Source organism: Georgenia sp. H159, assembly GCF_035607575.1.
In the GTDB taxonomy this organism is placed as follows: Bacteria; Actinomycetota; Actinomycetes; order Actinomycetales; family Actinomycetaceae; genus Oceanitalea.
Window position 1 is genome coordinate 198,209 of record NZ_JAYDZY010000004.1, and the last position, 25,962, is coordinate 224,170.

24 protein-coding genes are annotated in these 25,962 nt (G+C 69.7%); 8 read left to right on the plus strand and 16 right to left on the minus strand.

Annotated elements, in window-relative coordinates; translation table 11 throughout:
- Nucleotides 1–82: 82 nt before the first annotated feature.
- From VR894_RS07335 to VR894_RS07350, 4 genes are all read right to left on the minus strand, one after another.
- Nucleotides 83–1,264, minus strand: a complete 1,182-nt coding sequence (locus tag VR894_RS07335) for a DNA recombination protein RmuC (RefSeq protein ID WP_324650718.1) — start codon at nt 1,262–1,264, stop codon at nt 83–85.
- Between the two features lie 59 nt (nt 1,265–1,323).
- Nucleotides 1,324–1,896, minus strand: a complete 573-nt coding sequence (locus VR894_RS07340) for a PH domain-containing protein (RefSeq protein WP_324650719.1) — start codon at nt 1,894–1,896, stop codon at nt 1,324–1,326.
- 34 nt (nt 1,897–1,930) lie between these two features.
- Nucleotides 1,931–2,272: a cupin gene (locus VR894_RS07345; RefSeq protein ID WP_324650720.1), complete on the minus strand. Its 342-nt coding sequence runs from the start codon at nt 2,270–2,272 to the stop codon at nt 1,931–1,933.
- A 91-nt stretch (nt 2,273–2,363) separates the two neighbouring features.
- The gene (locus VR894_RS07350) at nt 2,364–3,464 is read right to left on the minus strand and encodes an acyltransferase family protein (RefSeq protein WP_324650721.1); all 1,101 of its coding nucleotides are present in this window, start codon (nt 3,462–3,464) and stop codon (nt 2,364–2,366) included.
- Nucleotides 3,465–3,545: 81 nt separating this feature from the next.
- On the opposite strand from VR894_RS07350, the gene VR894_RS07355 reads away from it, so the two are divergent.
- Both VR894_RS07355 and ychF read left to right on the plus strand, forming a co-directional pair.
- Nucleotides 3,546–5,219: a gamma-glutamyltransferase gene (locus tag VR894_RS07355; protein WP_324650722.1), complete on the plus strand. Its 1,674-nt coding sequence runs from the start codon at nt 3,546–3,548 to the stop codon at nt 5,217–5,219.
- Between the two features lie 93 nt (nt 5,220–5,312).
- Nucleotides 5,313–6,398: a redox-regulated ATPase YchF gene (ychF, locus tag VR894_RS07360; protein ID WP_324650723.1), complete on the plus strand. Its 1,086-nt coding sequence runs from the start codon at nt 5,313–5,315 to the stop codon at nt 6,396–6,398.
- A 75-nt stretch (nt 6,399–6,473) separates the two neighbouring features.
- Here ychF and VR894_RS07365 read toward each other — a convergent pair whose 3' ends face one another.
- The 3 genes from VR894_RS07365 to VR894_RS07375 form a co-directional block, all read right to left on the minus strand.
- On the minus strand, nt 6,474–7,430 hold the full coding sequence (locus VR894_RS07365; protein WP_324650724.1) for a S1C family serine protease: 957 nt from the start codon (nt 7,428–7,430) through the stop codon (nt 6,474–6,476).
- 427 nt (nt 7,431–7,857) lie between these two features.
- Complete coding sequence (locus VR894_RS07370) at nt 7,858–8,202, minus strand: type II toxin-antitoxin system HicB family antitoxin (protein ID WP_324650725.1); 345 nt, start codon at nt 8,200–8,202, stop codon at nt 7,858–7,860.
- 458 nt (nt 8,203–8,660) lie between these two features.
- The gene (locus VR894_RS07375; RefSeq protein ID WP_324650726.1) at nt 8,661–9,290 is read right to left on the minus strand and encodes a site-specific integrase; all 630 of its coding nucleotides are present in this window, start codon (nt 9,288–9,290) and stop codon (nt 8,661–8,663) included.
- A gap of 391 nt (nt 9,291–9,681) precedes the next feature.
- Between VR894_RS07375 and VR894_RS07380 the strand changes: the two genes are divergently transcribed.
- A complete protein-coding gene (locus tag VR894_RS07380; protein ID WP_324650727.1) occupies nt 9,682–10,836 on the plus strand; it encodes a hypothetical protein in 1,155 nt (384 codons plus the stop codon).
- A gap of 336 nt (nt 10,837–11,172) precedes the next feature.
- On the opposite strand, the gene VR894_RS07385 is transcribed toward VR894_RS07380, so the two are convergent.
- Together VR894_RS07385 and VR894_RS07390 are read right to left on the minus strand one after the other, a co-directional pair.
- Nucleotides 11,173–12,291 (minus strand): site-specific integrase, encoded by a 1,119-nt coding sequence (locus tag VR894_RS07385; protein ID WP_324650728.1) that lies wholly within the window; start codon nt 12,289–12,291, stop codon nt 11,173–11,175.
- A 58-nt stretch (nt 12,292–12,349) separates the two neighbouring features.
- A complete protein-coding gene (locus tag VR894_RS07390) occupies nt 12,350–12,589 on the minus strand; it encodes a helix-turn-helix transcriptional regulator (RefSeq protein ID WP_152191427.1) in 240 nt (79 codons plus the stop codon).
- Between the two features lie 116 nt (nt 12,590–12,705).
- Here VR894_RS07390 and VR894_RS07395 point away from each other — a divergent pair, with 116 nt between their 5' ends.
- Nucleotides 12,706–13,326, plus strand: coding sequence for a helix-turn-helix transcriptional regulator (locus VR894_RS07395; RefSeq protein WP_324650765.1), 621 nt, complete (start codon nt 12,706–12,708; stop codon nt 13,324–13,326).
- On the opposite strand, the gene mobF is transcribed toward VR894_RS07395, so the two are convergent.
- From mobF to VR894_RS07410, 3 genes are all read right to left on the minus strand, one after another.
- Nucleotides 13,316–15,898: a MobF family relaxase gene (gene mobF / locus VR894_RS07400; protein WP_324650729.1), complete on the minus strand. Its 2,583-nt coding sequence runs from the start codon at nt 15,896–15,898 to the stop codon at nt 13,316–13,318. The two genes, VR894_RS07395 and mobF, sit on opposite strands and share 11 nt — an antisense overlap.
- A gap of 1,490 nt (nt 15,899–17,388) precedes the next feature.
- A complete protein-coding gene (locus tag VR894_RS07405; RefSeq protein ID WP_324650730.1) occupies nt 17,389–18,318 on the minus strand; it encodes a hypothetical protein in 930 nt (309 codons plus the stop codon).
- Nucleotides 18,319–19,696: 1,378 nt separating this feature from the next.
- The gene (locus tag VR894_RS07410; RefSeq protein WP_324650731.1) at nt 19,697–20,140 is read right to left on the minus strand and encodes a hypothetical protein; all 444 of its coding nucleotides are present in this window, start codon (nt 20,138–20,140) and stop codon (nt 19,697–19,699) included.
- Between the two features lie 232 nt (nt 20,141–20,372).
- Between VR894_RS07410 and VR894_RS07415 the strand changes: the two genes are divergently transcribed.
- Together VR894_RS07415 and VR894_RS07420 are read left to right on the plus strand one after the other, a co-directional pair.
- Nucleotides 20,373–20,957 (plus strand): ArsR family transcriptional regulator, encoded by a 585-nt coding sequence (locus tag VR894_RS07415; protein ID WP_324650732.1) that lies wholly within the window; start codon nt 20,373–20,375, stop codon nt 20,955–20,957.
- Nucleotides 20,948–21,577 (plus strand): hypothetical protein, encoded by a 630-nt coding sequence (locus VR894_RS07420; RefSeq protein WP_324650733.1) that lies wholly within the window; start codon nt 20,948–20,950, stop codon nt 21,575–21,577. Before VR894_RS07415 ends, VR894_RS07420 begins: the two co-directional genes overlap by 10 nt.
- A 12-nt stretch (nt 21,578–21,589) precedes the next feature.
- Here VR894_RS07420 and VR894_RS07425 read toward each other — a convergent pair whose 3' ends face one another.
- From VR894_RS07425 to VR894_RS07435, 3 genes are all read right to left on the minus strand, one after another.
- Nucleotides 21,590–22,156, minus strand: a complete 567-nt coding sequence (locus VR894_RS07425) for a dihydrofolate reductase family protein (RefSeq protein WP_324650734.1) — start codon at nt 22,154–22,156, stop codon at nt 21,590–21,592.
- A gap of 206 nt (nt 22,157–22,362) precedes the next feature.
- A complete protein-coding gene (locus VR894_RS07430; RefSeq protein WP_324650735.1) occupies nt 22,363–23,151 on the minus strand; it encodes a hypothetical protein in 789 nt (262 codons plus the stop codon).
- A 147-nt stretch (nt 23,152–23,298) separates the two neighbouring features.
- Nucleotides 23,299–23,973, minus strand: a complete 675-nt coding sequence (locus tag VR894_RS07435; RefSeq protein WP_324650736.1) for an SDR family NAD(P)-dependent oxidoreductase — start codon at nt 23,971–23,973, stop codon at nt 23,299–23,301.
- 150 nt (nt 23,974–24,123) lie between these two features.
- Here VR894_RS07435 and VR894_RS07440 point away from each other — a divergent pair, with 150 nt between their 5' ends.
- The gene (locus VR894_RS07440; protein WP_324650737.1) at nt 24,124–24,561 is read left to right on the plus strand and encodes a VOC family protein; all 438 of its coding nucleotides are present in this window, start codon (nt 24,124–24,126) and stop codon (nt 24,559–24,561) included.
- A 2-nt stretch (nt 24,562–24,563) separates the two neighbouring features.
- On the opposite strand, the gene VR894_RS07445 is transcribed toward VR894_RS07440, so the two are convergent.
- A complete protein-coding gene (locus VR894_RS07445) occupies nt 24,564–25,271 on the minus strand; it encodes an MBL fold metallo-hydrolase (RefSeq protein WP_324650738.1) in 708 nt (235 codons plus the stop codon).
- A 76-nt stretch (nt 25,272–25,347) separates the two neighbouring features.
- Here VR894_RS07445 and VR894_RS07450 point away from each other — a divergent pair, with 76 nt between their 5' ends.
- Nucleotides 25,348–25,881, plus strand: a complete 534-nt coding sequence (locus tag VR894_RS07450) for a TetR/AcrR family transcriptional regulator (protein ID WP_324650739.1) — start codon at nt 25,348–25,350, stop codon at nt 25,879–25,881.
- Nucleotides 25,882–25,962: the final 81 nt, after the last annotated feature.

The following is a 25,962-nucleotide window of genomic DNA, read 5'->3' on the forward strand; positions in this document are numbered from 1 at the left end:
CCCGTCTCCTCCTGGCGGGCTCCCACACCCGCTCGGCCCGACGGCGATCCCTTCGGGGCCGCGGCGGTCGAGCCGTGCTGCCTCAGGCGATGCGGTCGGCCGTGAGCTCGGCGGCCGTGAACCGCCGCACCTGCCCGCGGTCGCCGTCGAGCTCGCTCACCTCCAGGGCGCCGTGGTCGAGGCCGTCGAAGCCGCGGGCGGTGACGAGCAGCCGCGACTCCACCGACCCGACGAGCCGGTTGTAGTGCTGCACGGCGCTCTCCAGGGTGCGCCCGAGCTGGCCGACGTGGCCGGCCACCGTGCCGAGCCGCTCGTACAGGGTGCGCCCGAGGTCGAGCAGCCGCTTGGCGTCCTCGGTGACGGTCGCCGAGGACCAGATCGTGGCCGTCGTGCGGAGCAGCGCGAGCAGCGAGGCCGGCGCGGTCGGGGCGACGCCCAGGCGCAGCGCGTGCTCGAGCAGGCCGGGATCGGTCTCCAGCGCGGCCGCGAGCAGCCCCTCGGAGGGCACGAACATGACGACGAGCTCCGGGCTGCCGCTCAGCTGCTCGTGGTAGCGGCGCGAGGCGAGGGCGTCGACGTGGCCGCGCAGGGCGCGGGCGTGCGCGGCGAGCAGCCGCTCACGGCGGTCCGACGCGGCGGGGTCGTCCACCGCCGTGATGCCGCTCGCCTCGAGGTAGGCGTCGAAGGGCACCTTGGCGTCGATGACGAGGAACTTGCCCTCCGGCAGGTGGACGACGACGTCGGGCCGGGCGTTGGTCGCGTCCGCGCGCGCGCCGGGCAGGCCGGCGAGCGTGGGCTGCTCGAGGAAGTCGACGTGCCGGAGCATGCCGGCGGCCTCGAGCACGCGGCGCAGCTGGACCTCGCCCCACTGGCCGCGGGCGGTGCCGGAGCGCAGCGCGCCGGCGAGGCTCGCGGTGGTGGCGCGCAGCTCGGCGTCGCTGCGCTGGGCGGCGTGCAGCCGCTCGGCGAGCACGGTGAACTGCTCGGTCCGCTCCCGCTCCAGCTCGGCGACGTGCTCCCCGACCTGCGCGAGCGTGGCGCGCACGGGGGCGAGCGCGCGCAGCACGTCGTGGTCGCGGGCGGCGCGGTCCTTGAGGTCGGCGCACTCGGCCGCCAGCGCCTCCGCCCGGGCCCGCGCCGACGCCGTCTCCTGCCTGGCGGCGGAGACTCCCGCCTCCGCGCGGACCCGCCCGAGCAGCAGCCCGGCACCGAGACCCAGGGCGAGGGTTGCCACGGCCAGGATGATCGCCGTCGTCGTGTCCATGGCCCCAGGGTGTCAGCGGCCACCGACATCGGTGGGCGCAGCGCCGCGGCGCGGCTGGGTCAGAGCAGCAGAGTGACCATCGCGAGGCCCGTCACGACCAGCAGCAGCCCGGCCGGCAGCATGTCCAGCCGGCGGTCGACGCCCGTGCTCCCGGCCTGCAGGTGTCCGGTCCGGTGCTCCTCGATGAGCTCGGCCGCGGTGCCGGGCTCGCCACCGCCGGCGACGTCGGAGTCCAGCCGGCGCAGCGACGTCACCACGGGCTCGTCCCGCGTCGTCCGGACCCACCGCCCGATCGCGCTGCGCGCCGGGAGGCCCCAGGCGCCCACCGTGCCGGAGTGGGTGAGGAGCTCCAGGCCCCACCGCGTGCGCGTCCCGGTGACCGCGGCCCACGGCGCCCACGTCGTGCTCAGCACGTTGACGACCCGAACGCCCGCCCGCTCCACGCGCACGTGGGGCCGCCAGAACGCCGTCCAGCCGAGTACCGCGAGCAGCACCGGCAGGGCGCCGTAGGCGAGCACCTCGTTCGGGCCGCCGTTCGCCACGAAGGCGCCCAGCACGACGGCGGCGACCACCCACGTGGCGACGGCGTAGACGCGGCTGGTCGGCGCGCGGAAGACGATGGCGGGCTCCACCGCCCCATCATCGCAGTCGCGCCCGGGCTCCCGGTCAGGGGGACTGCGGCGGCTCGCCGGGCAGCCCGGTGACGGTCGTGAGGAGGAAGACGGAGTCCTCCAGGGCGGCGACGGCGTGGCGCTGGTGGGTCAGCGTGTGCAGCTGGCCGGCCGCGAGCACGGGCTCGTCCTCACCGGTCACGCGGACGCGGCCGACGAGCACCTGGAGGCTCGCGGCGTGCGGCGAGTTGTGCTCCGCGAGCTCGGTGCCGCCGCGCAGGGCGAGGATCGACTGACGCAGGACGCCGTCGTGCACGAGCAGCTCGGCACTGCGTCCGTGCTCGTCGGCCCGCGCGGCCTGGAGGTGGGAGCTGGTGAGGGCGTCGAGGTCGGGCATGGGTCCTCCTTGGAGCGGACGGCGTGCCCTCACCGTGGCACAGCCCGTGCGGGTGCGGTAGCCGGGAGCGCGCTCCCGCACCGACCGCGCCTCACGCCCGCCACGTCCACGGTGCCCTGACGAGCACCTCGAGGGGGCCGCGCCGGAAGCGGCGTCGCCACAGCACGGCGGCGACGGCTGCCACCACGACCATGACCGCGCTGATCGCCGCTCCCTGGAGGAGGGTGTGTGGCAGCGGGCGCACCCAGGCCAGGGCCACGAGGTGAGCGACGTAGAACGTGAGGGAGAGCTGGCCGAGCAGGGCGAGCGGCCGCAGCGGACGGTCCCCCCACCGGCGCTCGAGGGCCAGGCAGACCACGAGGAGGAGGACCGACGTGCCGGTGGCCCCGAGAATCCACAGCGGCATCTGCCCGTGCGGGGCATCGGTGAGGAGGAGCTCCCAGGAGAGGTCGCCCACGCGCCCGCCACGTAGCCGTGCCGCGAGCCGAGCCAGTAGCGGGGCCGCCACCGCGACGGCGCCGGCGAGCACCGCCAGGCGGCGCTGCAGGGCCGGGTCGGTGAGGTCGCGGCGGCCCAGCCACATCCCGAGCGCGAACGGTGCCACCCACGTGACCAGCGGGTAGGGGCCGGTGAGGAGGAGGGAGGGGAGGACCTCGGCGGGCGGGTCGCCGAGCTGCGGGGGACGGCCGGAGAACGGCGCGTCGGCCCGCACCTGCAGGCCGAGCCACAGGGCCGGGCCGACCGTCGCCCCGAGGCCCGCGACCACGAGGAGGAGCCCGTCCCCGGCCCGCACGAGTGCCCCGGCGACGACGAACAGCAGCGCGTAGACGGCGAGGATGACGTTGACCTCGTGGCCGAGGCGCTGCAGCGCGAGCCCGGCGAGGAGCAGCACCGCGCAGCGCCAGGCCAGTGCCGCCCACAGCGGCCGCAGCCCTTCCCGCGCCTCGCGCACGCGCCGCGTCATGAGGGAGAACCCGATGCCGGCGAGCAGCACGAACAGGATCGAGGCGCGGCCGTGGGCGAGCAGGTAGAACCAGGCGCCCGGCTCGGTCGACTCGACGGGTCCGACGTTGACCGTCACCATCCCGATGATCGCCAGCGCACGTGCGGCGTCGATGCCGAGCACGCGGGCGGCGCGCGGACCGTGGCCCGCCGTCCCGGTCCTGGCCATGGCGTCGGCGGCGTCGGCCACGTCGCCTCCGATCGTCGTGCCGGCAGGATGCGCCCCGCCAATCTGCTCCTACCGTAGGTATCCGACCCAAGGAGGCAACTCGTGCCCGCTCCCACCCGACCGGTCCGCCTCACCGTCGCCGTCGTCGTCGCCGCGTCGCTCGCTGCCTGCACCAGCTCCGGACCGCAGCAGCCGCAGCCCTCGCCGTCGTCCGCGGCACCCACGACGACGGCGCCCCCCTCGCCGTCCCCCACGCCCTCGCCCACGTCGAGCCCCGCCTCCTACGGGGTCGCGGCCGGGGACCCCGCCGCCGTCGACGCCGGGATCCGCGTGCTGCAGGACGGTGGGAACGCCGTCGACGCCGCGATCGCGGCGGCCTTCGCCGTCGCCGTGGTCGAGCCCTACGCCTCGGGCATCGGCGGGGGCGGCGCCGCGATCGTCGTCCCGGGCGGCGACGGCGGACAGGCGGTCGCCTACGACTACCGGGAGGTGGTGCCCGTCGACGGTGTCATCCCGCCGTCGGGCACCGGCATCCCCGGCTTCGTGGCCGGGATGGCGGCCCTGCACGACGCCCACGGGCAGACGGAGTGGGCCGAGGTGCTCGCCCCGGCCATCGAGCTGGCGGCCGACGGCGACCCGGCCTCGGGCATGCTCGCCGCCCGCCTGCGGGAGGACGTCGGCCCGGGGATCGTCGCCGAGCTCCCGCAGTTCCGCTCCGGGGGTCAGGCGCTCGCCGAGGGGGACGTCCTCGTCCAGGAGGAGCTTGCCGCGACGATGCGGACGCTGGCCGACGAGGGTCCGGAGTCGTTCTACACGGGGACGCTCGCGGCCGCGCTCGTCGGGGTTCCCGGCATCGACGCCGGGTCCCTGGCGGGGTACGAGGTGGTGAGCGGCGAGCCGGTGCGCGGCGTCGTCGGGGACCACGAGGTCCTCGCGCCGATGCCGCCGCTGCCGGGGGCGCCGATGGTGCAGATGCTCCAGGTGGCCGAGGCGCTGGGCGCGGGGGAGGCGGCGCCGGGGTCCGTGGAGCTCATCGAGCGCGTCTCGCGCGCCTGGGAGGTGGCCGACGAGTCAACGAGCACCGTGCTCGGTGACCCCGCCTTCGTCGACGTTCCGGTCGCCGAGCTCACCGACCCCGACCGGAACGCGGCGCTCGCCGCCGACGTCCCCCAGACCTCTGCGGCCGCCACGACGACGTCCACCCGCTACGAGGGTACGCCGAACACCACGCACATCAGCGTCGTCGACGCCAGCGGCACGGCCGTGTCGATGACCAACACCCTGACGCACTGGTTCGGCTCGGGGACCTACCGCGCCGGCTTCTTCCTCAACGACCAGCTCTCGCGCTTCTCCGCCATCGAGTCCGCCGCGAACCGGCCGGCCCCCGGCAAGCGCTCGGTCAGCTGGTCCATGCCGCTCGTCGTCATCGACGACGACGCACGGGTGGTCCTCGTCATCGGCTCACCCGGTGGCCGCCTCATCCCGAACATCCTCACCGGGGTGTACGCACGGTGGGCGTGGCACGGCCAGTCCCTGGAGGAGGCGGTGGCCGCCCCACGCTTCCACCTGGAGGGGCGCACGATGCGGGTGGAGGAGTCATTGCCCGGTGACGTGCGCGACGGGCTCGCGGCGCGGGGGTACGCCGTCGAGGTCGTGCCGGGCTCGACGTACTCCTTCGGGTCGGTCAACGCGCTGGAGGTCGACCCGGAGACCGGTGCGCTGGCCGGGGCGACCGACCCCCGGCGCGAGGCGGCCGTGACCGTCGTCGGGCCCTGAGCCGGCCGGAGGCGGAGTCACGGGGCGCATGGTGGTGTGAAGGGGCGCACGGGCGGGGCGGGTTGGGCGGTGTGCCACGTAGACTCGACGCCTGTGGCTCTTACCATCGGAATCGCGGGACTGCCGAACGTCGGCAAGTCGACCCTCTTCAACGCCCTGACTCGCGCGACGGTGCTCGCCGCGAACTACCCCTTCGCGACGATCGAGCCGAACATCGGCGTCGTCCCGCTGCCCGACCCGCGGCTGGAGAAGCTCGCCGAGATCTTCGGCTCGCAGAAGATCCTGCCCGCGACGGTGTCCTTCGTCGACATCGCCGGGATCGTCCGGGGTGCCTCGGAGGGGGAGGGGCTGGGCAATCAGTTCCTCGCCAACATTCGCGAGGCGGAGGCCATCTGCCTGGTGACGCGCGCGTTCAGTGACCCGGACGTCGTCCACGTCGAGGGCAAGGTGTCCCCGGCCGACGACATCGAGACGATCGTCACCGAGCTGGTCCTCGCCGACCTGCAGACGCTGGAGAAGGCGGTCCCGCGCCTGGAGAAGGAGGTGCGCGGCAAGAAGGTGGACGCCGCCGTCCTCGACACGGCCAAGGCGGCCCTCGCGCTGCTCGAGGAGGGCACCGCCATCTCCGCCGGAGCCGACAAGGCCGGGCTGGACCCCGAGCACGTCGCCTCCTTCCAGCTGCTGTCCGCCAAGCCCTTCATCTACGTCTTCAACACCGACGACGAGGGCCTGGCCGACGAGGCCATGCAGGCAGAGCTGCGCGCGCTCGCCGCACCGGCCGAGGCGATCTTCCTCGACGCGAAGTTCGAGTCCGAGCTCGTCGAGCTCGAGCCCGACGAGGCCGCCGAGATGCTCGCGGACGCGGGGCAGGACGAGGCGGGCCTGGACAAGCTGGCGCGCGTCGGCTTCGAGACCCTGGGCCTGCAGACCTACCTCACCGCCGGGCCGAAGGAGGCCCGCGCCTGGACGATCCCCAAGGGCGCGACCGCCCCGGAGGCGGCCGGTGTCATCCACACCGACTTCCAGCGCGGCTTCATCAAGGCCGAGATCGTCTCCTTCGACGCGCTCGTGGACGCCGGCTCGATGGCCGAGGCCAAGGCGCGCGGCCAGGTGCGCATGGAGGGCAAGGAGTACGTCATGCAGGACGGCGACGTGGTGGAGTTCCGCTTCAACGTGTGAATCAGCGCGTTTGCGCAGGTCAGAGCGGTGCTGGATGCTCCCAGTCCGCACACAGTCCGCAAGAGAATCTGCCCGTCAGGCGCCGGCCAGCTCGCGGGGCAGGGCGATGACGTCGACGAGTGCGCCGTTGCGCCAGACGGTGATCTCCAGCGGGCGGCCGATCGCGCCCTCCACCATGAGGCGCTGGATCGCCGTCGTGGTGGCGATGCGCTCCCCGGCGATCGCCACCACGACGTCGCCCCGCCGCAGGCCCGCCTCCGCGGCGGCGCTGCCGGGAATCACGTCCACGACCTGTAGACCGGTCCGCCGTCCGAGCGACCGGGCGAGGTCGGGAGGCAACGGCGCCTGCGCACCGACGATGCCGAGGGCTGCGCGCCGGACGCGTCCGTGGGTCATCAGCGTGTCGATGATCGCCCGCGTAGTGCCGTTGATCGGCACCGCCAGGCCGAGGCCGACGCCAGCGACCGCAGTACTCACCCCGACCATGCGCCCAGTGCTGTCGGCCAGGACGCCCCCGCTGTTGCCGGGGTTGAGGGCGGCGTCGGTCTGGATGACCTCGTCGACGACGCGCCCGGAGCGGGTGGGCAGCGATCGTCCGAGCGCAGAGACGACGCCGGCGGTGACTGTGCCCGCCAGCCCCAGCGGGCTGCCGAGTGCGACGACGAGCTGCCCGACGCGCAGTCGGGACGCGTCGCCGAGGGTCACGGGATTCGGCGCGCCGCCGCGCGTCAGCAGCACCGCGAGGTCCGACAGCGAGTCACGTCCAACGACGTCGGAGGTCGCCTCGGTGCCGTCGGTGAAGGTGGCCTGGACCGTCTCGGCGCCCTCCACGACGTGCGCGCTGGTGAGTAGGTACCCGTCTGGGGTCAGCACGCTGGCGCTGCCGGCCCCGGAGCCCCGCGTCGTCCGCACCAGCAGACTGGCCACACTGGGCAGGACCGTCTCCGCGACGCGCACGACCGCAGCCGAGTACGCGTCGAGCAGTCCCGTGTCGTCGGGCTCGACGTCAGGATCCGCGGCGTCGTCGACCATGACCGGACAACAACGCCGGTGCGCCGGAAATGCCCTCGACGCCCCTTACGCCACCGTGCCGTGTGTGCCCGGCAGGCGGTCACCCATGCTCAGTGGCGTCCTGACAACGGCACTGATGTGGGCGTAGCCGCCCTCAGCGCGGCAGGTCCGGGCGAGCGTAGCCGCCCTCGCGGCAGCGAGCGCGCGTCCACACGGGCGAGGGTCGGACCGGCGACTTGCGGCGCGCGGTTGATCACGAACCCGACAACGAGCGCGATGATGTTCACCGCGACACCCAGAAGCCGGTCATCTGCAGCGCCCGTAGAGACCATCCTCTAAGCATTGCTCCCAGCTCGAGCTCGCGACGAGTCGCCGACTCGAACGAAGTACGCGGCCGTTACGACGGCGTCCGCACCGCCCGGTGCGCGGCAACACAGGATGTGTTAGCTCAGGATGCGTCGCCGAGTTTGCGGACGACGTACTGGTTCAGGCTGAGGTGTTCTTCGGCTGCCTTGATGGCGAGCTGGCGGTGGAGTCGCTCGCCGACCCGGAGGTTGAACTTCCCCGAATAGGCCCGTGAGGACAGAGGCTCGGGGATCGGCTCGCTGCTTCGGTGCAGGTCTTGGGCGACGTCGTTCACCAGGTCGCGCAGGCCGCGCAAGGCCTCCTCCTGTGTGGGGGCGAGCCAGGACAGGGAGGGTAGCTCAAGGCAGGTGGCGACGAACTCCTCGTCCTCGGGAGACCAGCTGATGCGGTAGGTGTAGTGCGAGACGTCGGGCATCGCGGTGCTCACTGGGCTGCCACCTTCTTCCCGATCGCTGCCAGGACCGGTCGGACCTGGTACGGCTTGGCCTTGCCGTGGTCGTTCTGGATATTCACTCGCGGTCGCCGGGCCAAGGGGTCTTGAACACGGCGTGCGAGCCGCCGCTGGTCCTGGGCCGGGGCCGAAGTAGTGCTCGCATACCTTGGCGAGATCCTCATACCTGATGTTGCTCGGGTTGGCTCGCATCTGAGCCACGATCTTCGCCACTGACGGCACGCCACGACGGTACTACCCGCAGTACCATTACGCAACGGCCAGCATCGACGCTCGCGATACCTGCCTGATCACCGGTCAGCCTAGAAGGTCGTGCTCGATGCGTGGATGCCGCGCGATCCAGCCCAGCTGGACACGCATATCGGCAGATCCGTGCGTCCGGCACGCCGCCCTGGGCGCGCACCGGCGGCGAATGAGGCGACGCCCAGGGCGGTCTATCCGCGATCAAGGCCAGGGCTCACTCGCCCGGTGCTCGCCGCCGATTCGTTTGGAGGCGGGGCAGGCTGGCCGAGCGACGCGGACATGATCGACTCCGCTGCCTTCCTGGTACGGTCCTCGGCGGTCGGCCAGAGATGGGCGTAGGTGTTGAGGGTCGTCGTCGCCTTCGCGTGGCCGAGCGAGCGCTGGACGGTCACGACGTCACACCCGGCCGCGACCAGCCCGGAGGCGTAGAAGTGGCGCAGGTCGTGGAGCTTGATGCCGGACAGCCCGGCGTCGCGCAGCGTCTTGCGCCACCAGTAGCCGACGGTGTTCTGGTGCGGAGGGCCTTCCTCCTCGCCGGCGAAGAGCCAGCGACTCTTCCCGACGGTGCCGTAGTCGGCGACGTGCTTGGCGAGCACGTTCACCAGGCCATCGGCCAGGTAGACCACGCGCTCGGAGCCATACTTCGGCGCTCGTACGTCGATCTCCCCGCCGTTGAGGCGCTGGATCTGGCGGGAGACCTTGAGCGTCTTGCGCAAGAAGTCCACGTCGCCGAGCTGGACCCCAGCGGCTTCGCCGAGCCGTAGGCCGGCGAACGCGCAGAGGGCGATGAAGGGCCGGAGCCGTTCCTCGGCCACGGCCATGAGCTGTCCCCACCTCCTCCGGAGTGGGGATCGACATGGCCACGTCCGACCGACGGCGGCGGGGGAGGTGCACGACATCAGTTTGGCCGAGCGGGGGCTGAGAAGCTCATCCCAGTGGGATGCTCGTGGCTGATCGTCGAGGTGGGAACGCACCCTCACGGCGGCAGATCCGGGCGAGCGTGACAGAGTAAAGCGGCGGGAGGAGGCTCGGACGACGGAGTGCCTGTCGCACGGTCATGACCACTCGGCCCCGCGCTACACGCATGTGGGGGGCTGAACGGGCTGCTGCCCGGCTCGCCGATCCGTAGTCACGTACCGAAGGCGGCGCTATGGTTGGGGAGAGCTTGAGTGCGCCAGGCTGGTGAGCCGGCACCCGGAGGAGTAACCGCCGATGGTTATTGAGTTCGTGGCCGCAGTGCCTGTCGCCGAGGCCCTCGCCAAGGCAGCTGGTTCGGCCGCCGTGTCGGCTTTTGCGCGGTCCCGTGGAGCGGACGAACATGCTTATCTGCTCAAGGTCGTCGCCCGTGCGATCGTCGAGGAGAAGCGAGGCGATGATTACGCAGTTCGGACCAAGTCCGGGTGGCACGTATTACATGTGACAGGAGTGGCTGCCCGCCGGGGTGTGCAAGGCACTAAGGATGGCGTGGATAGGACCCGGATCAGGGCGGCGCTCGCCCAACTCGACCGCGGATTGCTCGCCCGGCAGCCCTATTCGTACGTCCCACGTGTGAGCTTCGAGGAGCTTCTGCCGGCACTGGACGGGGGAGCAAACAGCGCGCGTGCAGCCGATGAGGCGAAACTCGGGGATGGATCTGTGCCGGCCGAGCTGCCTACCTTTGGGCCGGACGCTAAGAGTGGGACTGAGGGGTCAACGCCGCCCAAGACCCAGTCCGCCGCGGAGAGCCGTCCGTCGTCGTGGTCGCGCCTCGGCTCGAAGGTGGCCTTCTGGAGGTCGAGAACGACAGACGATTCCGCGTCCGATCTTCAGCGGCGCGCTGAGACGATGGCCGACCCGACGGCCGGTAAGGCTTCCTATCCGACGTCTAGCGAGTTGTCCCTAGAGGATCTCCGGCAGAGGTTCAGGGACCCCTTCACCCGGGATCTCGGCGTGTGGCTTCTGGCACTACTTCTAGCCTGTCGAGAGAGCCGCCATAGTGAAGCTAGGAAGGCCCTGTCAAGCGCTGGTGTACCCGTTGAGGAGTGGATTTATCTGGTTCGCACAAGCACTCCCATTGACGCCGCTGGTCGTGATACCGGGGATTCGCGGGGTCGATCGGCCGCAGGAGTGGGCGTGGCGTGGCTGTTGGGAATGCTGAGCCGGATCCTTGGCTACGTCGCGGCTGATAGGCGTCTGTCTCAGCTTGCCGCTCGCCGGCAGGAGAACGTTCAGGAGAGCCGGCACATCGAGTTGGTCGGTGTGCAAACGCGCAGGGCTCGGGCGGTCGAGCGACTGGTGTGGGCGGCCGCGGTCGTCGCCGTCGCCTCGGCTACCGTCGCTGCACTGCTCGCGGCGCTCGCGCTCGGGCTCCTCGATCCCAGCATCTGACGGGCTCGCAACCACGCCGGGGTTGCGCCGGGGCCGGACTTGCTCGTGGGCCACGAGACGTCAAGGCTCGCTTGGGATGCACGCCGGCTGCACCGTCACCTACGTCGGCAAGTACGCGACGAGCGCAGTCCGCCAGGTCACCGGCGCAAGACTGTCCAGGCATCGCGGACCGCGCCCGCCGGCTCAGCGGACATCGGCAGATCCGGGGGCGGCGAACCGGATAGGCGGGCGTCCGGAACTTGGCAGATCCGCGCATGCGGCACGCCGTGCCGGGCGCGAAACCGGCGGTGAGCGAGGCGACGCGCGGGGCGGTACATCTGCGGCCAACGACACGGCTCACTCGGCCGTGTTCACCGCTGTCTCTGCTGAGGGGGCGGCAGGCTCCCCGAGGGACGTAGACATGATCGACTCGGCTGCCTTCCTGGTACGGTCCTCGGCGGTCGGCCAGAGATGGGCGTAGGTGTTGAGGGTCGTCGTCGCCTTCGCGTGGCCGAGCGAGCGCTGGACGGTCACGACGTCACACCCGGCCGCGACCAGCCCGGAGGCGTAGAAGTGGCGCAGGTCGTGGAGCTTGATGCCGGACAGCCCGGCGTCGCGCAGCGTCTTGCGCCACCAGTAGCCGACGGTGTTCTGGTGCGGAGGGCCTTCCTCCTCGCCGGCGAAGAGCCAGCGACTCTTCCCGACGGTGCCGTAGTCGGCGACGTGCTTGGCGAGCACGTTCACCAGGCCATCGGCCAGGTAGACCACGCGCTCGGAGCCATACTTCGGCGCTCGTACGTCGATCTCCCCGCCGTTGAGGCGCTGGATCTGGCGGGAGACCTTGAGCGTCTTGCGCAAGAAGTCCACGTCGCCGAGTTGAACCCCAGCGGCTTCGCCGAGCCGCAGGCCGGCGAACGCGCAGAGGGCGATGAAGGGCCGGAACCGTCCCTCGGCCACGGCCATGAGCTGTCCCACCTCCTCGGGAGTGGGAATCGACATGGCGACGTCCGACCGCCGTCGGCGGGGGAGGCGCACGCCGTCGGTCGGGTCGGAGCCGATCACCTTGTCCTTGACGGCGGCGCGGAACACCGACCTGACGTTGACGTACCGAGTCTTTATCGTGCCGGGGGCGAGACCCGCGGCGTTCATCTGCTTGATCCAGGCCTCAATGTCGGATCGGCGGACCTCCTTCATCGGCTTCCCCGCGAACGGCGTTCTGGCGGCCAACGACATCGCGAGCACGGTGCCGGGTGCCCAGACCTGGCGGGCCGACCATTCGCCGAAGAACGCGGCGAACGTGACCCGTCCGGCCTGGGGATCGGCGTACGTGCCGGTGACGACCGCCGAGGTGACCTGATCCAGCCACTGCTGGGCGTCGATCTTGCGGTCGAAGTGCCGCGAGTGCTCCTTGCCGGCCTCGTCGCGGTACCGCGCCCGCCACTTGCCGTTCTCCCGCTTGGCGATGTTCCCCGCCATGACGATGCTCCTTTCGGGATGACTCCATGGTTACTCCGCGAGAGAACGGCAGGCGGCCTCAGCGGTGGTTTTGTGGACGGCTCGCCTGCTCGGTGAGCCAGCGGACGAGCTCGCTGCGCCAGTAGCGGACGTGGCGGCCGATCTTGAAGCTCCGTGGTCCGGCGCCGAGGTGGCGCCAGTAGCGCAGGGTGCCCTCGGGGACGCGGAGGAAGGCGCAGGCTTCCTGGAGGGTGAGCATCTCGTCGCCGGGGTTCGTGATCGGACGGTTCTCGATGGGGTTGGTCGGTGAGGCGGTCATCGTCATGCTCCTCGGTGCTCGACCCGGCTGGGTCGTCGGCCGGTGTCTCCGGCTTCAATAGGGAGGTGTGCATGGCGCACCAATCGATGATCAGCGATCATTGACCGGTGGTGAAGATGACGGTGATCGAGTCTGCCCGGAGGGCGGCGGGCTTGTCTCAGCGCCGGCTGGCGGAGTTGGCGAGGACCCAGCAGTCGTCGGTGTCGGAGTACGAGAAGCGCCGGAAGTCACCGACGCTAGAGGTCGTCGAGCGGTTGCTGGACGCTGCGGACGCGGAGCTCACGACGAACCGCCGGGTCGACTTCGTCTACCTGGAGGATCCCGTACTCGACCTGTTTGCGGTGCCGAACAGGCTCTGGCAGGTCCCGGTGCCCCGGTGCTTCTCGCGCGTCCAGCTCTTTCCGGTCAGGGGATACGCGGACGGCAAGGAGATCTGGGACCTGTCGGATCCTGCCGAGCGGATCGAGTTCTATGAACTGGCGCTGTGCCACGCCCCCGACGACGTACTCGTCGAGACGGTCGACGGCGCCCTGTTGGTCGAGGCCTGGCCGAACATGCACCTTCCTGATTCGGTCCGCGCGGCGTGGCAGCCGTTGATCGACGAGGCCAAGGGCGGGGCCTCCCGTGAGGATCCACCGCTCGACCCCGCTGGGTACAACGCGCGGATCGCGGCCGAGATGGGCGTCGTTTGGCCACGAAAAGGCAAGGCTTGGCACCGCATTCCCGTCACAGACTGAGGCCGCGGTCGCGGACGGCCGTGCCTGGTTGACGGCGTCGAGGGCCGTAGCGGTTGAGCGCCTCGCGTGCCTGCCGTCGCGCCTGCGCGGGTCCGAGGTCGGCGCGGTCGCGGCTGAAGATCTCGATCCACTGGCTGCGGGCATCCTCGACATTCTCAGCGACGAGGTGAGCGACGTTGGTCTGCCGGCCGCGGGTCATGGCGACGTACGCCGACGCGGCGCCGGTGTGTTCGCCGATGGCGACGTGGGCGTTCGTGACGGTGCTGCCTTGGGCGCCATGGACGGTGGTGGCGTATGCGAGCTCGACGAACCGGGTCGCGTAGGCGGCGGGGATCTCTCGGTCTCGCCGCCGGCCGTGGAGCAGCAGGCTGCCATCCCTGCCGATTCGGGCGACGGTCCAGGTCTGGCGGTTTGCGACCTGCAGGTCGGGGTCGTTGCGTCGGGTCGCGACGCGGTCGCCGATCCCGATCCGGTCGCCGCTGGCAGTCGTGATCTCCACACGTGTGTTCTCGTGGTGGCGTTGGTGCCGGATGGCCGCGTTGAGGTCCGCAACCTGCTCGCGGGTGTCGGCGATAACGAGGTCGCCGCTCGCGCCGGCGTCGGCGAGAGCGGCGGTGCGTTCGACGTCGGAGGCGTGGATCGCGATATGTCTGCGGCGGTGGAGCGCGTCGAACACCCGGCCCGCGTCGTCGCCCGTGCGCATGCGCAGACTCAACGCGGCGTACTCGGAGTCGGCGAATCGGCGCACGATGTCCAGGGTGACGACAGCGGTCGGGTGCGCCCACGCCACGGCGTGGTCGAGGACGCCACCCCGCCCGACGGCGGGGATCTGGTGCCGGTCTCCGACGAACGCCACGCGCGCGCCGGCCTCGTCGGCGATGGTGAGCAGCGCTCGGGCGGTGTCCTGGTCGAGCATCCCGGCTTCGTCGATGAGCAGCAGGTCCCCGGCCCGAAGTTGGGCGGTGGATTCGGGGGCTGGGTTCGGCTGGCGGGCCCAGTGGCCGTCGGCGTCCCAGCGCCATCCGTGCTGGTGGATCAGCCAGGCGGCGGAGTGACCGTCGGCGCCGGTCTCGGCGGCGGCGACCTCCGCCGCCTTCAACGTCGGCGTCACGACCATCAGCCGATAGCCCCGCTGGGACAGGAGGTGCTGCGTGGCCCGAAGCGCCGTCGTCTTCCCCGCACCGGCGGCGCCTTCGACCACCACGAGTGATCCGTCGCCAGCCAGGGCACCGATCACGGCGGCTTGGGCTGGGTCGAGCCGGTCCGGGCCGCGCGCGGTCAGGCGGAGCGTGCGGCCCGGGTGCGCCCGGCGCGCCATCCGGGCGACGACGTCGGCCTCGACCTCGAGAACCTGCGGCGAGGTGAACGAACGGACGTGCTCGGGCACATCGGTCCGGTCAAGCAGCGTGACGCATCGCCTGACGGCGCGGGCGGTGATGTCCTCGGCGAGCTCGGCTCGCGCGGCCGGATCGGCGAGGAGGCCGGTCCGTGCGAGGAGGAATTCGGCCGTCCCGCGGATGTCGGCGGTGTTCCATGCCGAGCGCTTCGCCCCGAGGATGGAGACGACAAGGTTGGCTGCGGCGTCGCGGTCGATCCATCCCGGGCGCGGTTCTGTGAGCGGAACGGGCCGGGCCGGGTCGCGGTAGCCGAGGTCACGGAGCTCGGCGTTCCAGCGCGCCACGAGGTCGCGGCCGTCCTTCGGGACGATCTTGTCGGGGCGGGCTTCGGCCCACGCGCGCCGGTCCCACGCCTCGCGCAGCCGGGGCCCTGGCTCCTCGCCACTATGGGTGCTCCGCCAGGCGGCTTCGTACCGGTTCACGTTCCGCCGGATCTGCGCGGTGCGGGCGCTGAATGCTCCGACGTACGGGATCAGCTGGCGGATCTCGCTCGTCGCCGGATCGAGCGTCAATCCGTGCGCGGCGAGCACCGCCCGGAACTGCGGGTTGGTCGCGACCGCGGCGTGGCCGATGCCGTTGATCGCCTCAATGCTGTCGCGGATGCCGACGGAGTGGAGGCCGCGCCAGGCGCCGGCGGCGTAGACGCGGGCGTTGATCTGGAGATGAAGGTGCCGGTGCGGGTCACCGGCACGGGAGGTGTAGTGCCGGATGACCGCGGCGTCGATCCGCTCGACCGGGACCTGCACCTGCTGCCCACGCGGCCCGACCCGCGTCGTCGCGTGCTGGGCGACCCAACTGACGATCTCGGCGGCGGCCCGGTCCTGCGCGTCGTCCAGCGCGGCAGAAATCTCCGGATGGAGCGCAGCGGCCAGTGACCAGGTCTTGGGTCCGTTGACGGTGACCTCGACGAACCGCAGCGCGTTCACGTCCTGGCGGACCCAGCCCTTCGGGCGGCCGGTGTCGATGTCGACGCCGGCGACCCACTGCTCGTAGGTTTCGCCGTTCATCGAACCCGCCTGCTCGACACTCTCTGGCGTCGCGGTGAATCGCTCGGCGACGCCAGTTCCCTCATCGAGGTAGTAGTCGTCCGCCCGGGACCGATCGCGCTCGACGTATGCGCGGGCGGCCTTCGCCGCGCCGCGGTAAAACTTGACCCCACCGTGCACCCGGACCACCACCTCCTCGGACGTCCGTCGGCAACCAACGAACCCCCAGAAATGCCGCGTGGGCCGCCCGACCCGGACGGCCCATCTACGTCATTCGTAGCATGCGTGCCGCTCGATTGGAAGGCCCTGAGAGGGGACTTGGAGCATTCGGTGAAACCGAATTTTCGCGGCCGTGGAGAGCCAACGAATTCCAGTGAGAACTTACTAGCGGTTCGCTCGCAAACCTACTCCGAGCGACTTAGCGGTCGGCCCTCTCCAGGGGACCAGTCGCGGCCCGACAGCAGGGCCTCGCCACCCTCTTCGGAGCAGAGGTCAGCCACTTTCCGCAGGGGAATCGGCTAACGGAACGTGAGTCAACACGAAGGCTGAGGCCCGCCACGGAGCGGCGACAGGACCCCGCCATTGAGCGACGCAAGCCACAACGGCGCCATGTCTTGGCGCCGTCTCATGATCTCTCGAGCGGCTATCACTCGAGAGATTGGCTCAACACTATGTGGGACAGGAGTTTGACGACCTCCCTGGTAGCGAAGCGCATCTCCGTCCGTCGGGCGGGCGATCCGTTCTCTAAGGGACTTGCGGCATGTCGCCTCGGCACACCCAATCCTGCGCCCTAGCATCACGACATGGAAGATCCGTCTCGAGCCGCCCCCACGCTGCGAGCACGCATAATCGCTGCCCTCTCGCTCGTTGAGGATCTGCATGCCCGATCGCTCGGTTCTCCGCGTCCGGAGCTTCAGGACCTCCGCTTGCACCTCATGGCTGCGAGATCGAGCTTGCAGACGACTGATCCCAACATCTTAGACGATTTGCTTCCGGTTAGTGCCAGACTCCTCTCGGACCTGGAGACCGAGATATCGACCTCCAACACGGACGGATCCAATCTTACGAGCGCGCGAGATGCAGCGGTCCGTATCACAGCCGTGCTCCTCGGAACCCCCAGAGGTGATGCGCACTCTCCGCCCCCGCAAAGCACGCCGGAGGAAGACGACGCGGTAAGTAGCTGCGATGTCGCAATGAACGAGTCTGAAGCTGCACTTGTAGACGCCGCATCAGCCTGCATTAAGGATGCTGTCTTGTTAGAGCGCCGTATTGTCGGCATTGTGCTTTTGGCTCTCGCGCTCCTGAGCGCAACATTCGCTATTGCTATTGTGTGGGGGTCCGATTTGGATCCAGGGCAGTGGCAGCCGTGGCTACTAATATTGGCGATGCCCGTGATGGCGGCCGCACTCGGTTGGCAGGGCGCGCGAATGAGGAGGTCAGCCGATGAGTTGCGGAGGCTCGGGCGTCAGTTGGCCGCCTTACCAGCATACTTGGCTCCTCTGCCATACAGCGCACAAAGCCTGATAAGAGCCACCATGGTCCAAAGACTCTTCCCTAGGCTGCTCGACGATCTAGATCCGTTACGCGAAAGCGAGTTTCCGAACGCTGACACACTGCTGGCGGCGATCGACCCCGACCTGCTAGCCGAGATCGGGGACGCGCAAGAATGACCGCACATCTCAGGAATCGCTAGCAGGTGGGCCGGCGCGGAACTTATCCAGACGCTCCAAACTATCGCCGTTGCCCGTTGCGCTCAGCGACCATGCGCGCCAAATCCTCCGCTCCGCGGCGAGGCTTTGCGGCATCCGATAACCCAGACTCGACATGAGTCCAACACGATTGACGTTTACGATCGCTTGAATGGCATAACGAAGGTCGGTCATGTTCCGGACTGCGGCGCCATAGGCAAGCCAAGCGAGATATATAAAGATGGCCGCAACAACTAGTAGATGTGGCGCCTGCGATGTAAGGGCGGTCGCGATGCTCAACAGTGCCAACACTAAAAGGTAAGTCGCGAGCGCGACAAAAAAGTCGACGCTCGACCTAGCATCGTCTGAGTCTTTGCGCAGGTTTCCGCTCGCTACCGCGTGTAGTTCGTACCAGAGCGCCTGACTGTCAAGTCCGAAACGTTCGTGACCGTATCGTTCAATCGCTTTGTAAGCGTTGCCGAGACGCGTCGGCAAAAGGCTGTCGTCTGCGGCTGGGTAGTTGGCTAGCCGTTCTTGGATGACCTCCCACTCGTTGCGGCCGACCTTTCGCCGGTTAAGCATTTCGGCACGGCGCCTCAGTTTGCGTACCTCGGCCAATCTGCGCCGCTTCAATGCTGTTGCGATGGTGGAGGGCAGAAGATAACCTTCAAAAAGTCTGTAGATTGGCAGGGAGGCCAGCGCGAACACCAGGGAAAGTAGGAGCGCCAGGAATGCAATCAACACAGTTGTTTCTAGAAAGCCGGTGCGAATAACCTCGCGGAAGGGTCTCATTCCGGCGAATTTTTGCCAATAAGGATATAAGAAGATTGCGAACAAGGCGATTGCGGCCGAACTGGGAAGTAGCCAACTCAATGCGAACCGGGAAAAGCCTGACGTAACAGCCTTTAGGATATCGCCCATGGCCTAGGAGGTCTCGTCTCGCGATTCTTTACGCGCGGGCTTTCCGGCTTTCCGTTTGCTGGTTTCCTTGGTCTTTCGACGGGCTGCTGCCTTCTTTGCGGTGAACAGTTTCCGGTTGCCCTTCGACTCTTCGTCGGAGGACCAGTTCCCCACGGACGGTCCGGGGAGGCGGCCGTTCATGCGGCCACGGTACCGACTGTGGCTCGCAAGCGATAGGTAGTTGCGGCCAAACTGCGGCGCGCCGTCAAGGTCGATAGCGGCGCATACGCTGGCGGCGATGGCACCCCCGGGGGGCGTCCGACCGTTGCCAACCGCACGTCTGGTCTATCCGCGGCCGATCAACGTACCCGCTGATCCCAACGGCGTCACTCAGGCACCGTCGTTGCGTCCTCCTTCGCGTTTACATCTTCTCCCGCTAGCACCAGCGTGGGCCGCGCCATAGAACCGTTGGCACGAACGCGTCGTCGGCCAAGGTGGGCGGCGGGCTTTGACCGCGCCGAGGCTCGCGAGCAGATCATCTCTTGCGAGCGGGAGCGCCGCGTCGCGTCCTCGAGCGCGGTCGCCGACAGTGGCGCGGCCCGATGCAGAGGCGGCGTCCAGGCCGCGACCACACGCTCGCTTGCGATGAGCCAGTATCGTCTGAGTCTATGCCGGGATGGGAGGATATCGACTGGGGCAACGCTCCCTCTTGGTTCGCCGTCGCGGTCGCCACGCTCGGTGGTGCACTCGCCGCTGGCGCTTACCGACGAGAGAACCGCCGGGACCGAGTCAGTGAGCAACTCCGCTTACAAGAGCAAGCCAGTAAAGTGGCGGCGTGGCAGGAGGTAGATCGCCCTCCCGGTGAAGTGGGGCACACGGTGGGTTTGCGACTACTTCTTGTGCGGAACGCGTCCGATTTGCCGGTCGAGCGCGTGTCCATCAACGCGAACACTTCCAACGGACAATCGCTCCTTCGCCACGACCTCGGGACCCTCGCACCCGGGGAAACGGGCAGGGTGGTGCTCCCAGGAGACCTTCCGCCTGAGGGCCTTTCCCTGAGCCTTGCCTTCGTGGACGCCCAAGGAGTCGCTTGGACACGTTCGCAGGGGAGGCTTGAAGCCACACCGCAGGCCGAGCAGCCGCCCTGGTACCGGGCATTTACGTACGAGCCAGGAGGACTGTTAGCTGAGGTCTTCGCCGGGTCTTTCGCGGTGCTGGCGGATTCGCTCCGAAGTATGGCCGCGGTTTTCGGTGACGTCTTCGGGCGTGTTCGGCGCCGTCGGTAGCCAATTCTCTGGGGGTGGCGTGGTCGGCCTGCCATCGCAGCAACCGCATCTAGGCGCCTGACTCGAACTGCCGAAGTCACAGCGGCAAACGGTCATGCATGACTGGGCGGCTCCTATGGCCAGCGACTGGGTGGCGGGCCTCCACCCCAGGGACCAGGCACCGTGGCCCCGTTGAACTGCGCATCCACAAACGCCACTTCGCCGCCGCTGAACTCCGCACCGTCGAACCGGTCCCCACCGTCGAACCCGACCATTCCGCCACAGAACTCCGCACCGTCGAACCGGACCGTGCCGCGGCTGAACTTTGTACTGTAGAACCGGATCGTGCTGCTACTGAACTTCGCACGCTCGAACCCGACATCGCCGCCGCTGAACTCTGCACCGTAGAAGGAGAGCGCGCTGCCGCTGAACCTCGCGCGCTCGAACCCGACTGTGCCACCGCTGAACTTCGCAAAGTTGAACCGAGTCGTGCCGCCGCTGAACTCCACACGGTCAAACCCGAGGTGCCCCAGCTGGCTAGCCACCACCGTGACTACACCGATCGTCCCCGAGATCATCGGTGAGCACCCCGTTCCCGATTGATCGCGCGGCTGCTCTACGCGAAGTTGACCGGCCTGTGGGCGATCTATGACGCGCTGGCAACCTCAAGTTCCACGAGGACAAGCGCAAGCGACCTACAAAAAACGTAAAGGCGCTGGACTACATCGACAGCGGTGGCGACCCTGTCTTCTGGGGGTGAAGGGGACGCCCACGTTGACTGTAGATATCACGGAGGCCAACCTCAGCTATATGAGAACTGAAGCGCCGCTCCTGGCGCCGATCTTCCGGTCCGACGGTCAGGCGCGCTTGCTCTCCACCCTGTTGCTCACCGGTGACGAGCTGAGCATCACCGATCTGGCCAGACAGGCCGGTCTGGCCTACCCGACCGTGCACCGCGAGGTCGCGCGGCTGCTGGACGCCGGCATCCTGAGCGAGCGACAGGTGGGCCGCACAAGGCTAATCCGCGCCAACCACGAGAGCCCGCTGGTGCGCCCTTTGCGCGAGATCCTCATGGTCGCGACCGGCCCGGTGGTGATCCTGGCCGAGGAGCTTGCCCGCATCGACCGGGTCGAGTCGGCGTTCCTGTACGGCTCCTTCGCGGCCCGGATGCTCGGGGATGCCGGTCCGGCACCGCACGACATCGACGTCATGGTGCTCGTTGAGCCCGACGTCGATGCCGTCTACGAGGCGTGCGCCCGGGCGGAGGCCGCGGTTCAACGACCCGTGAACCCGACGATCCTCACCCCCGAGGAGTTCGGTGAGCGCTCCTCGTTCCTGGACAACGTGCGCAGCGGCCCGGTGGTCGCCATGATCGGCGAGCTGCCATGGCGCTGACCCCACTCACCCGCATCGAGCAGGCGACGATTCTCGCCTTGGTCGAGGCGCGACGCCTCGACGGCGTGCCTGCCGACGTTGCACGTGCGACCTCGTTCCTACGTCAGGCCGAGGAGCGCCTGCCCCAGCTGCCGCTGCTCACCAGCGTCGTCGTCAGGTACGGCATCGCCTACGACGCCTGTCTCGACGTCGGCGAGGCGCTGCTGGCGGCGTACGGCTTTCGAACGACCAACGGGCCCGGCGCCAGCACGAGGCGCTCGGCCGCTACCTCCGCGCGGTCTTCGACAAGCCGCCCGCCGAGAGGGCAGCGCGAGAGTTCGACCGCCTACGACGCGCTCGGAACCAGGACCGCTACGAGGCCAAGCCGGTGGGTGCCGCGGCGACCGAGAAGGCTGAGCAGGTCGCCCGGACGCTCTACGAAGCGGCCGTCGCTCGGGTCGCGCCGTGAGCCCAGCGGTCCGCAAACAGTCCGCAAGAAGTCCCGCCGGGGCCGATTCTCGCCGATGACGCCCAACAGTCCCGTGGGGGCGTCTCCGCAGGTCAGACAGGATTTTCGGCACCAGCCAACGATGGTCGAGAACGGCCGAAAACCTCAGTTTTCGTTCCGCTTCAACGTCTGAGCCGGAGCGGCCTCAGGCAGCGCTGCGTACCGCGTATCGCACGGAGATCATGCCGTAGCGGAACCGGCGGTGGTCCAACAGCTCGAGGTCGAGTCGGACGCCGCGGGGTAGCGCCGGCTTGCCGCCGCCCACGGTCACGGGGCACAGGAGCAGCACGCACTCGTCGACCAGCCCGTGGCGGAACGCCTCGGCCGCGATGGTCGCGCCGCCGATGCTCAGGTCCGCGCCGGAGCTCTCCTTGAGGCGGCGTACCGCATGAGGGTCGAACGTCCGCTCGATCCGTGTTCGCGCCGTGGAGGCCTCGGCGAGCGTCGTGGAGTAGACGACCTTGTCGGCATCGCCCCAGATGCTTGCGTACTCGCGGACGACGGCGGGTTCGTCGGTGAGCCAGTCGTCGTCCTCCCAGACGCGCATCGTCTCGTACATGCGGCGGCCGTAGAGCGAGGTGCCGATGTGCCGTTCGTGCTCGTTCCAGAACGCGTGCACCTCCTCGTCGGGCACGGACCAGTCGAAGGAGCCGGCCTCGTCCTCGACGTAGCCGTCGAGCGAGGTGTTGGCGGCGTAGATCAGCTTGCCCATGGGTGCCTCCGGCCGGACGGGGTCTACAGGGTCCTGCGTACCGACGTCACCGGCAAGAGCGCCGGCGGTGAGGTCACCGAGTCCGCCGGCCGTGGGGGATCGCCGACACCGACGCTGATCGGGAGGAGGGCCCAGTGCGCGGGCACCCCGCTGGTCGGTGCGTGTGGACGGCGGTCGGGTCGTGCCAGGCGATTCTCGGACGTGGTCTAGGACCTGGGCGCGGGTACCGCGCGAGCGCGTCGGGGCACGACAATCAGGGCGACGAGGAGTCCCCACAGCGTGACGCCGATTCCCCAGAGGAGGCTGCCCATGGCACCGGCCCTGTCGGGATAGGCGAGCTCCGCCATGCCGATGTAGACCGCGGAGAGGCTGACAGCCACCCGGAGCAGCGCACGTCCCTCGTCCCAGAGGGCCAGCGCGACGGATCCGAGCATCAGGGCGACGCCGACCGCACCCTGGACCGGCCAGTGCTCGACTCCCTGGGTGACGCTGCCGAGCACCCCGGCTCGTGACTGTGCGAACGCCGCCAAGGCGTACGGCAGCCACAGCGGGAACCCGAGCACCGCGACGGTCGACATCGCCCAGGGCGCCGACGGTCGGCCGCCGGGGAGGGCAGGGACGGGTCTGTCGACCAGCCGCCACAGGACAAGCCCGGAGAGCGCCACGCCCGTCGCCAGGGCCAGAGGTCGCCAGTCGGTCCCGGCCACGGCGGCGACGAGGAGGGCCGATCCGGAGATCGTCAGTTGCCCGAAGGCCGGCGACGGGGTCTTCGGATACAGGGCCAGCCACACGTAGCCGCCGGCGAGGAAGAAGGTGAAGAGCGCCCCCCAGCTCGCCTCGAGCGGCACCTCCCACTCGAAGTCCTGGTTCACCCAGCCGGGCAGCGTGAGAAGGTCGATCAGCCCCATCAGGATGACGGCCGCGATGAGAGCGAAGAGCACGGCCACCACCCGGGCGAGGCGCAGTCGCTGACGAGCCTTTGTGCGGGTACTCAACACGGCACCTCCATGCGTCAGCCAGGCGCAGGGCCGACCCTCGCCGGGGCAGCTCGGACGTTAGCACCAGACGCCCACCGCCCGGGCACCCGCGGTCCGGGGCGCATCACCGATCTGGCCAGCCTGAGGCCGGGACGATGTCGTGTCCTACTCGCGGCCTTCCTCCAGCGGGATGAGCATCGTCCGGAACGGACCGTCGGAGCGGTGGAGCTCCCAGATGCGCTCGGCCACGTCGTCGATCCCGTTCTCCAGGTGAAGCTTCGGGATGGCGCCCGGGATCACGAGCTGGACGACACGGATGCCCTCGTCCTTGAGGACGTCGTGGAGCATCTCGCCGTACGCGCTCTCCGCCGGGAACGCGATCGAGGTGCCTGCGAAGCCGCTCCTGGCCTTCACCGACGTCCCGCCGTTGATGAGGATGATGCTGCCGTTGCCCGCCTCCCGCATCGCAGGCAGCACCGATCGCACGGCGTGGACAAGGCCCAGGGCCGAGAACCGCAGCGCCTCTGACGCCAGCTCGGGCGTCATCTCGAGCACCGGCTGCAGGTAGGCCCTGGCAGGCAGCGGGCTGTACTGCAGCACCGTGATCGGCCCGAGCTCGTCCGCGGCCCGTTGGAGGGCGGCCTCGAGGGAGGGAGGGTCCAGGACGTCCGCGGCGTAGCCACGAGCGACCACGCCGTCGTCCTGGAGCCCGGCCGCCACCTCGTCCAGCTTCGTCTGGTCGCGGGCGAGGAGAGCGACCGAGAAGCCCTCGGCACCGAACTTCCGCGCGACCGCGGCCCCGAGCCCCGGTCCGGCACCGATGATTGCGATGGTGGGCATGGCCGTCCTTCCCGAAGCTTCTGTGTGCCTGACCTTAGCCCGAGCCCCGTGGGCGTGGGACGGGACCTCAGGCGCGACCCTCCACCACCGTCCGGGACGTCCGGCGCCGGGCCCTTGTCGTGGCCCTGTGCGCTCGCTAGCGTGCCGGGCATGCCCATCCGGCTCGAGAACGTCGGCATCGCCGTGCACGACCTCGACGCGACGATCGCGTTCTTCACCGACCTCGGCCTCACCGTGATCGGCCGCGACACGGTCAGCGGCGAGTGGACCGAGACCGCGGTCGGCCTGGACGGCAACCACGCCAGGATCGCGATGCTCCAGACGCCCGACGGTCACGGGCACCTCGAGCTCTTCGAGTACATCAACCCCGAGCCCATCGAGACGGAGCCCACCCGCCCCAACGAGATCGGCATGCACCGAGTCGCCTTCTCGGTCGACGACCTGGACGAGGCCCTCGCGGTGGCGGCGAGACACGGCTGTCACCCGCTCCGGGGAGTGGCGACCTACGAGGACGCCTACCGACTCACCTACCTCCGGGGGCCGAGCGGCATCATCGTCATGCTCGCCGAGGAGCTGAACCGGAGCTGAGGTCAGGCCGCACGGACCGCGGCCGCGACATCGGCGGGTGAACCGCGCCAGGGGGCGCCGTGCCCCGGCAGCACCCACGAGGCCGGTACACCCGCGAGCCGGTCGAGGGAGGCCAGGGCCTGCTCCGGCTCGTCGGTGAACGGAGCCGGCTGCACCCCCGTGCGTCCGGTCAGTACGTGGCGGGTGGTGAGTCCGTCACCGACGAAGACGGCGTCGGCGGCGGGCACGTGCACCGCGATGCTTCCGGGGGAGTGGCCCGGCATCCCGATGACGACGGGGCTGCCCGGCAGGTCGAGCACGTCCCCGTCCGTGACCTCGACGACGTCCCGCACGTACCGGGTGCGCAGGCCGTTCTTCCTCAGCGCGTACGTGAAGAAGCCCAGTGTCGGCCCGAACCGGGCCGGGCCCATCGGTGTCTTCGGCTTCTCGCCGGTGCGTGCGCGGTGGGCGTCCGCGGCGTGGACGAAGACGGGCACACCGGCTTCCCGGCGCAGGCGCTCGGCGAAGCCGATGTGGTCGCTGTCGCCGTGGGTGAGGACGAGTCCGCGGACGTCGGAGAGTGGCCGGCCGATGGACTCCAGCTCGCGGAGCAGGTCCTTCCAGTGGCCCGGGAGGCCTGCGTCGATGAGCGTGACGCCCTCCGGCAGGTCGAGGAGGTAGGAGGCGACGACGTCGTTGCCCAGGCGGTGCAGGTGTGGTGCGAGCTTCATGGCACTTCCTCTCGGCGTTATGATGGCTACGCTAGTTAGCCATCATGGCTAACGTCAATAGCCGAAGGAGAATCCCATGCCGTCGCCCAGGGTCACCACGAACGAGAAGGTCGTCGCGGCCGCGCGGGAGGTCCTGGAGAGCGCGGGTCCGAGGGGCCTCACGATGCAGGCCGTGGCCACGCGCGTCGGCGTCCGCGCCCCGTCGCTGTACAAGCGGTTCAGCGACCGGGACGCGCTCCTCACCGCCGTCGTCGCCGCCACGATCGAGGAGCTGACCGGCCGTCTCCAGGCCGCCTCGCCCGACCTCACCCGGTTGGCGGCGGCGTACCGCGCGTTCGCGCACGAGCGTCCCGAGGCGTTCCGCCTCGTCTTCACGCCGTACGCCCAGCAGGACGCCCTCCAGCGCTCGGCGGCTCCGGTCCTGCGGGCCGCTGGGGACCTCGTCGGGGAGGAGGACGCGCTGGCGGCCGCCCGGCTGTTCACCGCCTGGGCGACCGGCTTCCTCCAGATGGAGCTCGCCGGGGCGTTCCGGCTCGGCGGGGACGTCGACGAGGCCTTCCGTTACGGCCTCGAGCGGATCCGGGAGGGGCTCGGCGCCACTCGTGCCTGACATCCGCCGATCGCATCCGGCCAGGATTGTCGGGTGCAGCCGCGAGCCGGACGCGCACGCTGGTGTGTGAAAGGAGGACCC

Bases quoted from the DNA above. Each gene is read 5' to 3' on its own strand.
- VR894_RS07335 (WP_324650718.1), bottom strand. From the start codon at position 1,264: ATGGACACGACGACGGCGATCATCCTGGCCGTGGCAACCCTCGCCCTG.
- VR894_RS07345 (WP_324650720.1), bottom strand. From the start codon at position 2,272: ATGCCCGACCTCGACGCCCTCACCAGCTCCCACCTCCAGGCCGCGCGG.
- VR894_RS07365 (WP_324650724.1), bottom strand. From the start codon at position 7,430: ATGGTCGACGACGCCGCGGATCCTGACGTCGAGCCCGACGACACGGGA.
- VR894_RS07375 (WP_324650726.1), bottom strand. From the start codon at position 9,290: ATGGCCGTGGCCGAGGAACGGCTCCGGCCCTTCATCGCCCTCTGCGCG.
- VR894_RS07380 (WP_324650727.1), top strand. From the start codon at position 9,682: ATGGTTATTGAGTTCGTGGCCGCAGTGCCTGTCGCCGAGGCCCTCGCC.
- VR894_RS07385 (WP_324650728.1), bottom strand. From the start codon at position 12,291: ATGGCGGGGAACATCGCCAAGCGGGAGAACGGCAAGTGGCGGGCGCGG.
- VR894_RS07390 (WP_152191427.1), bottom strand. From the start codon at position 12,589: ATGACCGCCTCACCGACCAACCCCATCGAGAACCGTCCGATCACGAAC.
- VR894_RS07395 (WP_324650765.1), top strand. From the start codon at position 12,706: ATGACGGTGATCGAGTCTGCCCGGAGGGCGGCGGGCTTGTCTCAGCGC.
- VR894_RS07405 (WP_324650730.1), bottom strand. From the start codon at position 18,318: ATGGGCGATATCCTAAAGGCTGTTACGTCAGGCTTTTCCCGGTTCGCA.
- VR894_RS07410 (WP_324650731.1), bottom strand. From the start codon at position 20,140: ATGATCTCGGGGACGATCGGTGTAGTCACGGTGGTGGCTAGCCAGCTG.
- VR894_RS07415 (WP_324650732.1), top strand. From the start codon at position 20,373: ATGAGAACTGAAGCGCCGCTCCTGGCGCCGATCTTCCGGTCCGACGGT.
- VR894_RS07420 (WP_324650733.1), top strand. From the start codon at position 20,948: ATGGCGCTGACCCCACTCACCCGCATCGAGCAGGCGACGATTCTCGCC.
- VR894_RS07425 (WP_324650734.1), bottom strand. From the start codon at position 22,156: ATGGGCAAGCTGATCTACGCCGCCAACACCTCGCTCGACGGCTACGTC.
- VR894_RS07435 (WP_324650736.1), bottom strand. From the start codon at position 23,973: ATGCCCACCATCGCAATCATCGGTGCCGGACCGGGGCTCGGGGCCGCG.
- VR894_RS07440 (WP_324650737.1), top strand. From the start codon at position 24,124: ATGCCCATCCGGCTCGAGAACGTCGGCATCGCCGTGCACGACCTCGAC.
- VR894_RS07445 (WP_324650738.1), bottom strand. From the start codon at position 25,271: ATGAAGCTCGCACCACACCTGCACCGCCTGGGCAACGACGTCGTCGCC.
- VR894_RS07450 (WP_324650739.1), top strand. From the start codon at position 25,348: ATGCCGTCGCCCAGGGTCACCACGAACGAGAAGGTCGTCGCGGCCGCG.